This is a genomic window from Nostoc sp. CCY0012 (genome assembly GCF_963920855.1).
Taxonomy (GTDB): Bacteria; Cyanobacteriota; Cyanobacteriia; order Cyanobacteriales; family Nostocaceae; genus Cyanocohniella.
Map to the genome: position 1 here is coordinate 76619 of NZ_CAWUDM010000005.1, position 16028 is coordinate 92646.

Consider the following 16028-nt stretch of genomic DNA (forward strand, 5'->3'; position numbering starts at 1 on the left):
GGACAATTTTTTACTTTTCAGTAGTTTGGTTAGCATATGCTTCTGCCGAGGATAGAAGGGGAAGGGAAGCTTGAGGCGGTAGGAGAACAAGTGGTAGTTCCAATTTTTCTTCATCTAACTCAAATGGGTGAGATTCATTAATCCCGTGGGAGTTAGGCGGATTGTCTTCTTCATCTAACTCAACTGGGTGAGATTCATTGATCCCGTTGGAGTTAGGCAGATTGTCTTCTTCATGAGTAGCATCTGAGTTAACTTCCCCTACCGCCTCATCTCCAGTAGAGACTCCCAACTTTTGATAATCTTCTTCCTCTGTGGGAGTAGTTAATTGGTCAAGATCAATCATCGGCAAAGTAATCTTGACAGTTGTACCTTGGTGAAGACCAGCACTTTCTAGAGTAATGCTACCTCCCATGAGTTCCATTAAATTCCGTGAAATCGCTAGTCCCAGTCCTGTACCTTCAACTTTGCGTGTTGTGCCACCATCTACCATCACGAAGGGACGAAATAATTTGTGCTGTTGTGCAGGTTCTATGCCTAAACCTGTATCTGTAATGGTGACTATTACTTGAGATGTTTGATCACTATCTTGTTGAATGGCTGTGGCAATGGTAATGCTACCCTCGTCAGTAAATTTAGTGGCGTTGCCAATAATATTAATTAGTACCTGCTTCAACTTGGCGGCATCGGCCTTCACGGGAATCAGATCACTACCCAAGTCCGTTTTTAACTGCAAACCTTTTCGTTGAACATTAACTGATTGTAAGTTAATTACCTCCAGAAGAATTTGGCGCAGATCAATCGGTACTTTAACTACTGAGAGTTTACCTGCTTCTATTTTGGAAATATCCAGTAGCTCGTTAATAATCCCTAGCAAGTGAATAGCTGTGTCATCGGCACGTTTGAGAAACTCAATTTCTTCTTCTCGGCTATCACACATGCCTTCATGAACTACGCGTATACAGTTAATAATGCCATTGAGTGGGTTTCTTAACTCATGGGAAGTTGTCGCCAAAAACTGACTTTTAACTTGGTTAGCAGTTTTGGATTCTTTCCAAGCAATTTCTAGTTCTTCTGCCCAGGCTTTCAGCCTTTCCAGCATTTGGTCTATGGCTTGTGCTAGTTGATTGAACTCCCGGATGTTGAAGTCTTTGGGTACTGGTTGTGCAGCGTGGTGGCTGTGGAGGTTGAGGGCATAGTCGCGCAATTTTTCTACAGGACTTGCTAGGTAAGGCGCTAGATAAAACGATGCCAACAGACTTGCACCAATTAAACCAACTGTCAAAACGATGAGGATAAGTTTGATTTCTTCTAAACCAAACAAAGCATTATCCACAGTGGTTACAGCTAAAATTACCCATTGTTGTCCCTGCTGTTCTGTTAGAGGATCGGCAATAACTGTATAGCCAGCTACTAATTCTGTGCCTTCTTGCAAAGATAAATTGAGCGAACTACTTTGCCCAGCGATCGCATGGTTAACTATTCTTTTGAGTCCGGAACCATCTGGGTTCTCTTGAATATTACGCCCTACTTGTTCTGCCACGGGATGGGCTAAAATCGTCCCGTCTCTAGCAATTACCAAGGTAGAGCCTGTGAGCGATCCTGGTTGATTACTGGTTTGCTTATACAGTGTTGATTGAACACTCAAAACATACTGCAACTCTCCATTGGGATTGTAGACTGGGGCAGAAAACAACAATTGCAGTTGATTCAGCGTATGTTTTTTACCAGTTGTACCTACTTTTGGCGGTAATATTTTCTGGATATTAACGTTGTTACTCAAAGGTAAACTCTGTTGGGCAATTACTTTGTCGCCACAGGTACTGGCAATGATCTCGTCACTTTGTATATTAGTTAATTGCAGGCACTCAATGTGAGTTGGTAGTTTTTCTGCTAGATAAGTGAGGTATTCTTGAATTTCAGGGGCAGAACCTGACTGAAGAACTGTTGTTTGACTGATTGTGAATAAGTGAGTTTTTAGAGACGTGATCGCATTAGCAATTTTCTCACCTTTAAAAATAGCGCTTTCTGCAAGATTCTGACGGGCAGTTTTCAACAGGCTAGACCTAGCTCTATTCAACGCCACAATCTGTCCCAGTAATAAAACGGGGACAAATAAAAGCAAAATTCTTGTTACTAAAATACGTCGAAAGGATGATTGACGGGACTTAGCCATCTAGTAACTCACTTCGCATCTGTAAACCACAAAAGCACTGATATGCCATCAGAACAGCTAAAGGAGACATTTGACTAAGTTATTAAACTCGGATTGTCAATCCCCAAAAGTAATAAAATTTGAACATATAAGCTAAAACATGCTATACCAAAACTTGTATAAGGTAGATATGAAAGTGACTTGTGTTGCATATAGCTCCAGTTATGACATTGGTAAATAGTAGCTTGCAGGTAGAGATTTTGTGCAATCAACACACTAGCAAGAAAAATATCCAGCCTATCCAACCAACCCTATGATGCAACGCCGTCCTCATACCACAGTAGTTTTGGCAATGAGTGCAGATGGCAAGATAGCAGATTGCAGGCGATCGCCTGCTCGGTTTGGCTCAGGGGCTGATAAATCGCACCTACAAGCACAAATCGCTGCCTCTGATGCCGTTTTACTAGGTGCTGGCACTCTTCGTGCCTACGGTACATCACTTACCGTATCACAACCAATTCTGCTGCAACGCCGAATGCAGGAAGGCAAGCCCGCACAGCCGGTTCATATAGTGATTACACACTCTGCTGACTTTAATCCGGAAATTAAGTTTTTTCAACAGCCAATCGAACGTTGGTTACTAACAACAACAAAGGGGGCAAGCCTTTGGCAAGCCAGAGAAAACACACTTCAATCAACGCGGGTAAAACCCACACATGATTATCCTCCTAAATTTAATAAAATTATAGTTTTTGACACATCAACGGGCAAGGTTGACACGTCAGCGGCTTTGCAACACCTAGCATTTCTAGATATAACACGCTTAGTGGTCTTGGGAGGCGGTGAATTAGTAGCTTCTATGCTGGAATTAAATTTAATTGATGAACTCTGGCTGACGGTATGCCCATTAATCTTAGGTGGTGTCACTGCCCCCACACCAGTAGAAGGCACAGGCTTTATCTCTCAATTAGCTCCGAAATTAGAACTTCTAGAAGTTCACCAAGTTGAGCAGGAAGTATTTTTGCACTATCGGCTGCAACAATCAGCAGATTAGATTACCTTATTAGTCATTGGTCATTGGGAATAAAGAGGAATAAAGAAAATTGTTCCCCAATCCCCATTAGTCCCCAGTCCTTAGTCCTCTAAAAAGACCCAAAATGGTGGAACAAATTAAGCCTCGCTACTCTAGCGTTTGGATCAATAAAATCGCGGAAGTGCCTCAACTTGCTTGGGATGCTTTGGCAATACCACTCAATACGCCTTTTTTAGAATGGGATTGGCTAAATAATTTAGAAATATCCCAGAGTGCTACGGCTAAAACAGGCTGGTTACCAAATCACTTGACGCTGTGGCGAGACAGGACACTAATTGCGGCGGCGCCACTGTACTTAAAAGGTCATAGTTATGGCGAATTTGTCTTTGATCACCAATGGGCAGAGTTAGCCGAGCGCATCGGAGTCCAATATTATCCTAAATTACTAGGAATGACCCCATTTACTCCAGCTGAGGGCTATCGATTTTTAATTGCTCCGGGGGAAGATGAGGATGAAATTACAGGAATGATGGTGCATGAAATTGATGCTTTTTGCCTGAAAAATCGCATTTCTGGGTGTCATTTTCTGTATGTCGATCCCCAATGGCGTCCAGTGCTGGAACGGCAAGGTTTTACAACTTGGTTACACCACAGCTACATTTGGGAAAATGTCGGGTTTAAAACTTTTGATGATTACTTAGGATTGTTCAACGCCAATCAACGTCGCAATATCAAGCGAGAACGTAAAGCTGTAGAGAAAGTTGGTTTACGACTACAAGCATTGACTGGTGATGAAATTCCTAAGTCTTTATTTCCTTTGATGTATCAGTTTTATGCGGATACTTGTGACAAATTTGGCTGGTGGGGTAGCAAATACTTAACTAAGCAATTTTTTGAGCAGCTACACCATAATTATCGTCATCGAGTGTTATTTTTTGCTGCGTATCATGAGCAAGATGAGCGTCAACCTGTGGGTATGTCCTTTTGTTTGTATAAAGGCGATCGCTTATATGGGCGCTACTGGGGTAGTCTTCAAGAAATAGATTGCCTACATTTTGATGCTTGCTATTATGCACCCATTGAGTGGGCGATCGCTCACGGTATCCAAAGCTTTGATCCTGGTGCGGGAGGACGGCACAAAAAACGCCGAGGTTTTCCGGCTCTGCCTAATCACAGTCTGCACCGCTTTTACAATAATCGTTTAGAACAAATTCTCTGTTCTTATATCAAAGAAGTTAATCAGTTGGAAGCAGAGGAAATGCAGGCCATTAATGAGGATTTGCCATTCAGTAAACGTGATGATTAAGAAATTACAAAACAAGTAGTAAGACTTATTCTTCTAAATTTTTCTAGTTCGAGCACCAGGTGACGGTCATTCTCGGCTATACAGACCAAGGGACTTCCAACTAAATAAATGTCCAATCACTGGGTAAGCAGGGGAGCAGGGAGCAGGGAGCAGGGAGCAGGGAGCAGGGAGCAGGGGGGAAAAAGACAACCTTGCATCCCAGTAAATTGGATAATTTAATTTCTGGAAGTCCCCAAACCCGCACTTCTCTACGACGAGACGCTGCGCCGTAAGCGTTTTTATAAAAATCATTTAAAAGAAAGCGACAGATGAGTATCTTCAATAAAGTCAATGAACACAATATTGAAGTGTTGTATTGCATATTTTAGACCAATATACATCTGTCGCCATAGTTTCTTCAGTTGTTATATAGCCTAGTTAGCTATTGCTAAGTCCGTAACTAAATGAATGAGCTAGGTAGGTAATATGGCCAATAGCATATGTGGCGACAAATGCCTCAGCTAGCTTAGTTAGAAATGACATATCACTCATGCTAGCGTTTCCATAAGCATTTCCATAATGACCAGAACTATCTCCACCTGCAACGAAATCTACATCTTTAAGTTCATTGAGAAAACTTTCAGAATCTTGAAATAAGTCAGAACCAGCAGCGGTTAGTTCATAAATATTGATATTAGACATGGTCGGCTCCTCAATAAAATGTAGCGAATGAATTAACTTGGTAAACAATTAAGTTTTAGCTCGCTTAACTGTTATCCTTAGTTGTATTCAACAAGTTAGAAGAAATCAATATATTCAACGTTTATAATTAGACATATATTAATGAATTGAGTCGGACAAATTTGTCAAATAATGGCGATAAATAAATAGACAAAATCATCATATAAAATACTATAGGACAACCCTATAGTTGGGAGGCATTTCTGTTTATAATGCAATTTTCATGTGCTTCTCCCCCACCTATCAAGGTTTTCAGGGCAAATTCTTAATGAGCGATAAGCCCGGAGGGCATGGCTACGCCTATCGCCTGTTGTGCCATTGCTGCGATCGCTTTATCCGTGGCTTTTGGCAAGTAGTAATATATACCTTGGGCTATGTGCGCCAATTCTTTGGCTAATCCTTGAGAAATAAATTTACTTTCTGTATCAATTACCAATAATTGTATGCCCAACGCTCGAATCCTGGCCGCAATGTTCAGTAATTCCCCTTTGATATCTGGTTTTTCATCTCCCATTTGTGGTTGACCCAGAGAGCGTGACAAAGGAATATTTGCCCGTCCATCGGTAATGGCGACAATCACCACCTGGCCAATATCTTTAGATTGTCTGGCATTTAAACCAATTCTCACAGATTGGGTCAAAGCATGAGCTAAGGGCGTACCTCCACCGCATGGTAATAACTCCAACCGTTTTCGCGCTGCGGTAATCGAGCGTGTGGGTGGTAACAGTACATCGGCTCGTTCACCCCGACAGGGAATTAAGGCTACTTGGTCACGGTGGCGATATGCTTGTGCCAAAAGTTGTAGAGCCGCACCCTTGGCTGATTGCATTCGATTCAGTGCCATTGAGCCTGATGCATCTACCAAGAAAATAATTAATGCGCCAGCTTTACGAGCCAATCGTTTGACACGGATATCATCATCCTCGATAATTACCCGGCGACCAGGTTGGCGTTTGTGTCTGGCTTTTTGGTGGGGAGCCGCCGCCCGGAGTGTAGCATCCACCGCTACCCGTCGAATCGGCCCCTTGGGAAACATGGGTTTGACGTAACGCCCCCGGTCTTGGGAAAAAATCAAACCGCGACCTCCGGCTTTACCGCTTCGGGGCTTAGTTATCTGGGCAAAGTTGAGAATGGCAGGATCGAGAATTACTCCTTGTGAAGTAAAGATAAACTCTTCGGGAATGTCGGGTAATTCTTTGACTTCTTCTGGTGTTTCGCTGTCTGTTGGTTGTTGGTCTTCTGGCTGGGGCTGTTCTTCTGGAAGTTGCGGTGCTGGGGGTGGTGGCATTTCCAAAACCAGCGCCCGTGGGACAATGACTAATTCCACTGCCAAATGTAAATCTTCGGCATTAACTAATAAACGCTGATTCCATGCAGCAGAGGCCTTGGCAACTCGCAGGGCAAATAATTCACCGCGATGCCCTTCAACTGCACCACGTATGGCTTCGTTCACCAGATAAGCAATTTGTTCTGGTTTGACTTGGACTTTGGGCAGCAATTCCCGTGCCAAGAGAATTTGCAGTTTCAGATCATCTATGTCTGCGGTATGATGCTGAAGAAAAGTTTGGGGAGAATCAGCATAACTCATTGCTTGCTCTACAGCGAAGACGCGATCGCTTAAGCTTAACACCTCGTCGGCCGAGAGTGCGATCGCAAATCGATCCAGCAAGTGTTCTCGCAATACTCCTTCCTCTGGGTTATAAGTGGCAATTAACAAAGGTTTGCAAGGATGTTGAAAACTAATACCTTCCCGCTCAATTTGGTTTTTCCCTTCGGCTAATATTGTCAACAACAAATTGACGGTATGTTCTTCTAATAAGTTAATTTCATCCACGTAGAGAATACCCCGGTGAGCTTGCGCTAACAATCCTGGTTGAAATACTGGTTCTCCTTGCTTGATTGACTGACTCACATCTAAAGAACCGAGTAATCTATCTTCAGTTACACCTAGGGGAACTTGAATAAAAGGGGTAGGAATTACTTTAGTTGGCAATTGGGAGGTATTTTTTGCTCTAGCGATGGTTTCATCATCCCATTCATCAGGTTTTTCCGGATCGCAGTTGCAGTAGGAACCTAAAATTATTTCTATGGGAGGTAGTAAAGTTCTTAATGCTCTGGCCATGACGGATTTGGCTGTACCACGGCGACCAGCAATAATTACTCCCCCTAAACCTGGATCAACTGCTGCTAATAAGAGGGCTAATTTAATTGCTTCTTGACCGACAACTGCTGTTAACGGAAATGTTGGTGCGGTAGATGATACCATTTTAGGCTTTGGGCGTTGCTGAATGAGGATTTCAAAGCTCACGCAAAGAAAGAATAAGAGATTATTTTGCACCCAAATTCAGCGTATTCTGAGTGGCAGCAGGATTCAGGATTATAGGTTGTAGTTAAGTCTGTAATAACCTCATACCTTAATTTTAGCTCGGCAGTACTGACAGCGATAAAATAAAAACAAATCGACCACAGGCAGTCTTTATGGCAACCCAACTCGGTGAAATTAAATCACTAACTCAACCGGTCATCTCTTGGGAACCATTGCCCGATGATTTTAAATTAGAGGATGAACCAGTGGAAAATACAGGTCAGCCAATTTTGGCTGGTGCTTTGCGTGAAAGCTTGGAAATTAGTGGTTTCATCCAACCTCCGATGTTGATTGCTTCTAATTTTGGTCTTTGTGCGACTGTCAACGGGCAATTTATTGTGAAAGCACCAGACTGGGTTTATGTTCCTGGTGTCAATCAAGTTGTCGGAGAACGCAAAAGCTATACACCCAATTTAGAAGGTGATGTGCCTGGGGTGGTGATGGAATTTTTATCGGACACTGAGGGGGAAGAATATTCGGTAAAACGAACTTATCCGCCAGGAAAATGGTTTTTTTATGAACAAATTTTGCAGGTTCCTGTCTATATAATTTTTGACCCCAATGGCGGTTTGTTGGAATATTATCAGTTGGAAAATGGACGCTACGAATTAAAGCAACCCGATGAAAATGGTCGTCATTGGATTGATGCGCTGGGTTTATTTTTGGGAACTTGGCAAGGTACAAAAGAGGCCAGAACTGGTTATTGGTTACGGTGGTGGGATCAGGCGGGAAATTTATTACCCTGGGCTGTGGAACTGATTGAACAAGAACGCCAACGTGCTGAACAGGAACGCCAACGGGCTGAACAAGAACGCCAGCAAAAAGAACAGCTCATGGCTTATTTACAATCTCAGGGAATTGACCCAAATAATTTGCCTATAAACTAACACCAGTGAATTAAGAATAAATACTTAGATTTTTACACCATTAGGTAGCCGAATACAACTTTTAACCAAAGTAATGTGATGTATCATAAATGATTGCCCATTCAGGTTTATACGTGGCGAGCGATCTCATATACTGGGAACGTTCAAAAGCACTGGGATTTGGGCAATTTTTTTGACTCATACTTCCCTGCATTTGTTGAATTGATTCATACTCATGTTGTTGCATCCATTCGCGCATTTCCTGTTCAATAACTCGTATATGGTTGATACCATGCCGTAGTAATACTGAGCAAAGCATGGTGATTTTAGCCCCAGACATCACCATTTTCAACACATCATGTCCTCTGTGGATTCCACTAGTTGCAGCCAAGTCGGCATGAAGGCGATCGCTAAGAATGGCAATCCAACGCAGTGGTAATCGCATGGAATGCGGTGTACTTAACAACACATTGGGCTCAACCTCCAGGTTACTCAGATTAATATCCGGTTGGTAAAAGCGGTTAAATAAAACCAAAGCATCAGCACCTGCATCATCTAAACGTTTGGCCATATTTGCCATATTGGTGAAATACGGGCTGAGTTTGACGGCTACAGGGATAGTTACTGCTGCTTTAACTGCTGTGAGAATGTCAATATAAGTCTGCTCAATTTGCTCACTTGTCAATTCTAAGTCTGTAGGAACATAGTAAATATTCAATTCCAGTGCATCTGCACCCGCTTGTTGAATTTGTTTGGCATAATTTGTCCATCCACCCACCGATGAGCCATTGAGACTGGCAATAATGGGAATACTAACCTTTTCCTTGGCTTGGTGAATATGTTCTAGATAAGTTTCTGGCCCCACCCGAAAGTTCATGGAATCAGGGAAATAAGTTAAGGCTTCGGGAAAACTTTCGGTACCGTGGGTGAGGTGATAGTTAAGTTCATAGCGTTCTAGGCGCAATTGTTCTTCAAATAAGGAATGCATGACTACTGCTGCTGCACCAGCCTCTTCCATGCGGGCAATATTATCCATATCTTCCGATAGCGGAGATGCAGAGGGAACTAAAGGCGATCGCAATGTCATTCCCAGATAATTTGTAGTAAAATCCATAACAACCTCAATAAAAACAATTCGCAATAGAGTCTACGGATGCCGCTAGGCTGTACGCAATTCGCAATTCGCAATAAATAGGGACTAGAGAAGAAAAAAGAACGTCAACGTGCAGCCAAATATTGATACATCTGCCAACGGGTATTTACATCTTGTTGAGCTTCTTGAAGTAACTGTTTTGCAACTTCTGGGTGACTCTTGGTCAACATTTTGAAACGGTTTTCCCAGTACATATACTGTTCTATTGGTAACTTTGGAGTCCGTGAATCAAGTTGTAGGGGGTTCTCTCCTTGTGTGATCCGGTCTGGATGAGATCGATACAGTAACCACTGACCTGAATCAACGGCAGCTTTTTGATTTTGCATGGCTGTACTCATATTGATGCCGTGGGCGATACAATGGCTGTAAGCAATAATCAGTGATACTCCTTCATAAGCTTCAGCTTCTAAGAAAGCTTTTAAAGTATGTTCATCCCTGGCGCCCATTGCCACACTAGCAACGTAGACATTGCCGTAAGTCATAGCCATTAAACCCAAATCTTTTTTCCGTGCAGTTTTACCGCCGGCGGCAAATTTAGCTACGGCTGCTTTGGGTGTGGCTTTGGACATTTGTCCACCTGTGTTGGAATATACTTCTGTGTCGAGGATGAGAATATTTACGTTGCGTCCACTAGCGAAAACGTGATCTAGTCCCCCAAAGCCGATATCGTAACCCCAGCCATCACCACCAATAATCCAGACGCTTTTTTTCACTAGGTAATCAGCTAGGGATTTGAGATTTTGGACGTCGGCTACGCTCAGTCCAGGGATTTGAGATTTTAAATCGGGGTGCTGTTGATAATTGATGATTTCGTCTAGCCGATTTTTCAGTAATTCTACTCGTTCCCTTTGTTCCCAAATATCCGCTTCATCTTTTTGTTCAGCACTCAAAATACTATTTGCTAGTTCTTCACCTACATCTGTAGCGAGTTGTTGGAGTAACTCTGCGGCAAATTCGGCTTGTTTATCAATGGAAACCCGAAAACCCAGTCCAAATTCGGCGTTATCTTCAAATAGCGAGTTGGACCAAGCGGGCCCGCGTCCAGCAGCGTTCTGAGTCCAAGGTGTTGTGGGTAAATTACCGCCATAAATAGAAGAACAACCAGTGGCGTTAGCCACAATCATGCGATCGCCAAATAATTGCGTTGCTAGTTTAATATAAGGTGTCTCTCCACAACCCGCGCAAGCCCCAGAAAATTCAAATAAGGGTTCTTGCATCTGCTGTTGGTTAATATGCGTCAGCTTGAGATGACTTCTATCTGGATTGGGAATATTCAAAAAGAAATCCCAATTTTCCCGTTCTTGGGCGCGTAATGGTCTTTGCTGTTCCATATTGATGGCTTTGCGCCGTAGTTCTGATTTATTCTTCGCCGGACAAACATCTACGCAAATACCGCAACCAGTACAATCTTCTGCTGCTACCTGAATAGTGTATTTTAAACCTTGCCAATCGTGGTCTTTGGCATTGGTACTTTTAAATGTCGGTGGTGCATTTTCTAACTGCTGCACTTCGTAAACCTTACTGCGGATCACACTATGAGGACACACCATCACGCATTTACCACACTGAACACAAACATCTGTATCCCAAACGGGGATTTCTTGGGCAATGTTGCGCTTTTCCCATTTCGCTGTGCCTGTGGGATAAGTGCCGTCTGCGGGTAATGCACTAACTGGCAGTTCATCTCCTTGACGGGCAATCATTTTACCGAGAACATCACGAATAAATGGGGCTTGGGTACTGGGTACTGGGGATTGGTCTTCTTGGTTAATTTCTACTTCATATAGGTTTTCTAATGTGGTATCTACAGCTTTGAGATTCATTTGTACGATTTCGTCGCCTTTTTTGCCGTAAGTCTGGCGGATGGAGTTTTTAATTTTAGTAATTGCTTCTTCTCTTGGAAGTACACCCGATAAAGCAAAGAAGCAAACTTGCATAACTGTATTAATTCTGCCAGCCATTCCTGCTTCACGGGCGACTTTGGAGGCGTTAATTACATAAAAATTCAGATGCTTCTGGATAATTTGCTCTTGTAATGATGACGGCAAACGATGCCAAATTTCATCTTTTTCATAGGGAGAATTTAGCAAGAATGTTCCGCCGGGGATGATGTCTTTTAAAATAGGGAACTTTTCCAGAAAATCCCATTGATGACAGGCAACAAAGTTTGCTTTAGTAATTAAATATGTAGAACGAATTGGTTGTGAACCAAAGCGCAAGTGAGAAACTGTGACTGAACCTGATTTTTTCGAGTCGTAGACGAAATAGCCTTGAGCGTAATTGTTGGTTTCTTCGCCAATAATTTTGATGGAGTTTTTATTAGCACCCACCGTCCCATCTGCACCTAAACCATAAAAAATTGCTCTGACGATGTTGTCTGGTTCAATATTAAATTCAGGGTCATAATCCAAGCTGGTGTGGGTGACATCATCATTGATGCCGATAGTAAAATGATTTTTTGGTTCAGCCGTAGCCAAGTTATCAAAGACGGCTTTAATCATTGCTGGCGTAAATTCTTTAGAAGATAAACCGTAACGACCACCAACAATTGATTTGAGATTTGGGATTTGAGATTTTGGATTGGCTTCATGGATGGCATTGACTACATCCAAATACAATGGTTCGCCAGATGCGCCTGGTTCTTTGGTGCGGTCGAGGACTGCGATGGTGCGGGTAGTTTTTGGTAAAGCGGCGACAAATCGCTGACTATCAAAGGGGCGATATAGCCTTACTTTCAAAACTCCTACTTTCTCACCACGGCTGTTGAGACAATCTACTGTTTCGTGTAAGGCTTCACAACCTGAACCCATTAATACTATGACTCGTTCAGCGGTTGGCTCACCGTGGTATTCAAATAGTTGATATTGTCGCCCTGTCATGACAGCAAATTCATCCATGACTTTTTGGGTGATGTCTGGACAAGCTAAATAGTAAGGATTGACGGTTTCTCTGGCTTGGAAGTAGACATCGGGGTTTTGTGTTGTTCCACGTAACACAGGTTTGTCAGGAGTGAGGGCGCGTGAACGATGGGCGAATACTAATTCATTGGGAATAAAACTGCGTAAATCGTCTTCTGTTAAAGTTTCTATTTTGTTAATTTCGTGGGAAGTCCTAAAGCCATCAAAAAAATGTAAAAAAGGTATACGTGATTCTAAGGTTGCTCGTGTGGCCATTAAAGCAAAGTCTTGGGCTTCTTGCACTGATGCAGCACACAACATGGCAAAACCTGTACTCCGCGCTGCCATCACGTCGCTATGGTCACCGAAAATAGATAGTGCTTGTGCAGCGAGCGATCGCGCGGCAATATGAAATACTGTTGGTGTTAATTCCCCAGCAATTTTATACATATTGGGGATCATCAACAATAATCCCTGGGATGCTGTAAATGTTGTTGTTAGTGACCCTGTTTGCAAAGCCCCATGTATTGCACCAGCTACGCCGCCTTCACTCTGCATCTGGATGACACTGGGAACAGTACCCCAAATGTTTGGTTTTTTTTCACTAGACCAAGTATCTGCCCATTCGGCCATTGGTGAAGAAGGTGTAATTGGGTAAATTGCCATGACTTCATTCAGTCGATAAGCAACTTGGGCAACAGCCTCATTGCCATCTATGGTGGCAAAGCTTCTTTTGTTCATTTTCTGCACCTGTGAAAACCGCTCATGCTGCGTAATTCTGCGCTTAACAATTACATTAGAATTAGAAGTTGAGAAACTTGTGAAGAAGTAATCTTTTTTTCCACACAAAGGGTGCAAAGGCTAGCTAAATTTATCGGCTACGAATTTAATTCCCATCCTCACAGCTTCCTCAAGTTTTTGATTTAACCTCAACCTTAATTGAGGCGTGAGTAATAACTATGCAAAAACGAGTTGGTATTTTGACCAGTGGTGGCGATTGTCCTGGACTCAATGCTGTAATTCGGGCAGTGGTTAGCCATGCTACCCTCACTTATAATTGGCAGGTGTTGGGCATTCCCTATGCTACTAGGGGTTTGTTGGAAATAAAGGCAACTCCTCTGAGAATCCACGGTCTAGATTTACGTGGTATCGACCCTTTGCTAAATATGGGCGGGACTATTTTGGGCAGTATCAATAAAGGGGATACTTTAGCTCATATTCAGGAGATTATTGCTGGTTATCATGCTTTAGAATTAGATGCCCTCATTGGTATTGGTGGAGATGGTAGTTTAGCGATTTTCAATCAACTGCAAATCCAAGGAAACTGGCAGTTCATCGCTATTCCTAAAACCATAGATAATGATGTGGCAAAAACTGAAAGAGTAGTTGGTTTTGATACTGCGGTTAATACTATTGTTGATGCTTTGAATCGGTTGATATTTACCGCCGCCAGTCACGATCGCGTGATGATTGTGGAAGTTATGGGACGCAATGCTGGTCATTTAGCCTTACATTCTGGCATTGCCGGGGGCGCAGATGTGATTTTAATTCCAGAAATTCCTTACTCGATTCAAGGAGTGTGTCACCATTTAGCAGAATTACGCGATCGCTGGGAACGCAAGTTTGCTATTGTCGTGATTGCTGAAGGCGCTCAAATTGCCGCAGATTCTTCTAACTATACATCTTGTGAAAAACCATCTTGTGGGATGGGGCAGTATTTGGCTGAGGAAATTCGCCATTGTAGTCATCATCAAATTGATGTGCGTGTCTCAGTTTTAGGACATATCCAACGCGGTGGTATTCCTTCAGCTTTTGATCGGTTGCTGGCTACGGCTTTTGGTAAGGCGGCTGTGGATTTGTTAGCTACTGGACAATCTTCCCAAATGGTAGCTTGGCAAAATGGACAAGTGGTAGCAGTGCCTTTAGATGCCGTTTTAGCTGATAGTCCATGTTTGGTAAATCCCGATAGTTTCTTGGTGCAAACAGCGCGATCGCTTGGTACTTACATGGGCATGGAAAAACCCGCTACAGCATGACTATAGCGGGTGATGATTCAATATTTCACTCTGAGAGATTTAGCAATTTAGGAAAACCATTCAACTACAGCGTCTTCTTTGGTGTTGGTGTTTCTCGATGGAGTTTCACGGTTAAATTTCATGTGAATTGACCGAGTTTGTTCACCATCAGCCGCAACAGCCAAAATAGGATAGTCGATTAAACCATCTTGGAAGGACATTTGGAAGCGGAATGTACCATCTGGATTCAGTTTAATGGGACGACCACCAATTGTGACGGTAGCATCAGGTTCGGTAGCACCGTAAACAATTAACTCAGCGTCAGCAACTAACCAGAATTGGCGGGGACGCACGGGTACGGCGGAAGCAGAGAAGCCTACACCAGACATACCTACACCAGACATGGTTAAACCAGAAGCGCTGGGAACTGCCCACATACCTACACCGGATGGAAAAACATAGGAACTGATGGCTTGTTCAGGAGTTTGCTGCATGGAACCGAACAGAGAACCAGCAACCCGTTGAGCTTCGGCAGATTCGGCCATGCCAAATATTTGGTCGTAGATGGGGTTACTACCGTTGACTCCTGCGGCTGATGTTGCTGCTGCTGCAACCTTCTTGGCAGGGGGAACTAATTCGTAAACGGTCTTATCACGTAAATCTTCTTCAAAGTTCACAGTCACGAAGACATCTTCAATCCAGTCGGATGGATACACAGGAGGAATATGCACTCGCGCAGAACGGGCTAATACCAACCAACGACCATCAGCAGTACGGTAGCCAATGTCAATTACATAATCACGATCGCTCACAGGAACAGGAATATACCATTCTCTGGCTAGTTCGTCAGCAGGATATTCTTGAATACTGTGGGGGCTTTGATGATCAAGGCTGATGTCGGTGACATCGTAGATCCGCAGTGCTAGTTGCTGTCCACCTTGTTGTCTGAGTTCGGCTTTGTGTTCGTTGGGTATATCCCAGTAGGTATAAGCCCATTGAGGATCGCGGGGTAAAAGCACAATCCGGCTTTCACCATAACCTGATGGTAGATCTGCTAGTCCTTCATCCACATCCGCCAGAGATCCACCAGTGCGGTCTTCTTGACCTAATTCAAATTTTGCTGCTTCCACGGTTTCCTGTGCCTCCAGTGAACGAGTTGGGTTAAGTGCCACTTTACTGCGCTGAACTTCTTGAATTGATGCGAGTAATTGAGATTTACGCATCCGGCTATAGCGAGAGATACTATATTCGCTGGCAACTTTACGTAATTGCCTTAATGTCATCTCCTCTAGCGGTGGGCGTTCTTTCGCCATAATTTTGGCCTCCAGTAGTTTGAAAGGTAAACGATTTACCCGGGTTAAAGAATGCTTGATAAAATCTCATCCACCCCAGATGAATTTCTTATTCCTGACTTCTGGTTTTGCCCAGTTTTAAGTTTTTTAGTTTGTTTTTTAAATTACGGAGTACTACCTTTGGTTCCTCAGGAATGCCAAGATTAGCATTTCTTTGGGATCGGAGGAG

10 protein-coding genes are annotated in these 16028 nt (G+C 43.1%); 4 read left to right on the forward strand and 6 right to left on the reverse strand.

Going from position 1 to position 16028, the window contains the following annotated elements:
* Positions 1-10 precede the first annotated feature (10 nt).
* The gene (locus tag ACM0OS_RS02365; protein WP_414541544.1) at positions 11-2173 is read right to left on the reverse strand and encodes an ATP-binding protein; all 2163 of its coding nucleotides are present in this window, start codon (positions 2171-2173) and stop codon (positions 11-13) included.
* Positions 2174-2465: 292 nt separating this feature from the next.
* Here ACM0OS_RS02365 and ACM0OS_RS02370 point away from each other — a divergent pair, with 292 nt between their 5' ends.
* Together ACM0OS_RS02370 and ACM0OS_RS02375 are read left to right on the forward strand one after the other, a co-directional pair.
* Entirely contained in the window at positions 2466-3206 is a 741-nt protein-coding gene (locus tag ACM0OS_RS02370; RefSeq protein ID WP_414541545.1) for a RibD family protein, read from the forward strand.
* A gap of 103 nt (positions 3207-3309) precedes the next feature.
* Complete coding sequence (locus ACM0OS_RS02375; protein ID WP_414541546.1) at positions 3310-4491, forward strand: GNAT family N-acetyltransferase; 1182 nt, start codon at positions 3310-3312, stop codon at positions 4489-4491.
* Between the two features lie 417 nt (positions 4492-4908).
* Here ACM0OS_RS02375 and ACM0OS_RS02380 read toward each other — a convergent pair whose 3' ends face one another.
* Together ACM0OS_RS02380 and bchD are read right to left on the reverse strand one after the other, a co-directional pair.
* Positions 4909-5172 (reverse strand): hypothetical protein, encoded by a 264-nt coding sequence (locus ACM0OS_RS02380; RefSeq protein ID WP_414541547.1) that lies wholly within the window; start codon positions 5170-5172, stop codon positions 4909-4911.
* A gap of 304 nt (positions 5173-5476) precedes the next feature.
* Positions 5477-7477, reverse strand: coding sequence for a magnesium chelatase ATPase subunit D (gene bchD / locus ACM0OS_RS02385; RefSeq protein ID WP_414541548.1), 2001 nt, complete (start codon positions 7475-7477; stop codon positions 5477-5479).
* Between the two features lie 212 nt (positions 7478-7689).
* Here bchD and ACM0OS_RS02390 point away from each other — a divergent pair, with 212 nt between their 5' ends.
* A complete protein-coding gene (locus ACM0OS_RS02390; protein WP_414541549.1) occupies positions 7690-8463 on the forward strand; it encodes a Uma2 family endonuclease in 774 nt (257 codons plus the stop codon).
* Positions 8464-8524: 61 nt separating this feature from the next.
* Here the strand turns inward: ACM0OS_RS02390 and ACM0OS_RS02395 are convergent, their stop codons facing one another.
* Together ACM0OS_RS02395 and nifJ are read right to left on the reverse strand one after the other, a co-directional pair.
* Complete coding sequence (locus ACM0OS_RS02395) at positions 8525-9556, reverse strand: dihydroorotate dehydrogenase-like protein (RefSeq protein WP_414541550.1); 1032 nt, start codon at positions 9554-9556, stop codon at positions 8525-8527.
* A 104-nt stretch (positions 9557-9660) separates the two neighbouring features.
* Complete coding sequence (gene nifJ / locus ACM0OS_RS02400; RefSeq protein ID WP_414541551.1) at positions 9661-13233, reverse strand: pyruvate:ferredoxin (flavodoxin) oxidoreductase; 3573 nt, start codon at positions 13231-13233, stop codon at positions 9661-9663.
* Between the two features lie 218 nt (positions 13234-13451).
* Here nifJ and ACM0OS_RS02405 point away from each other — a divergent pair, with 218 nt between their 5' ends.
* Entirely contained in the window at positions 13452-14528 is a 1077-nt protein-coding gene (locus tag ACM0OS_RS02405) for an ATP-dependent 6-phosphofructokinase (protein WP_414541552.1), read from the forward strand.
* Positions 14529-14575: 47 nt separating this feature from the next.
* On the opposite strand, the gene ACM0OS_RS02410 is transcribed toward ACM0OS_RS02405, so the two are convergent.
* Positions 14576-15820: a DUF4912 domain-containing protein gene (locus ACM0OS_RS02410; protein ID WP_414541553.1), complete on the reverse strand. Its 1245-nt coding sequence runs from the start codon at positions 15818-15820 to the stop codon at positions 14576-14578.
* Positions 15821-16028 lie beyond the last annotated feature (208 nt).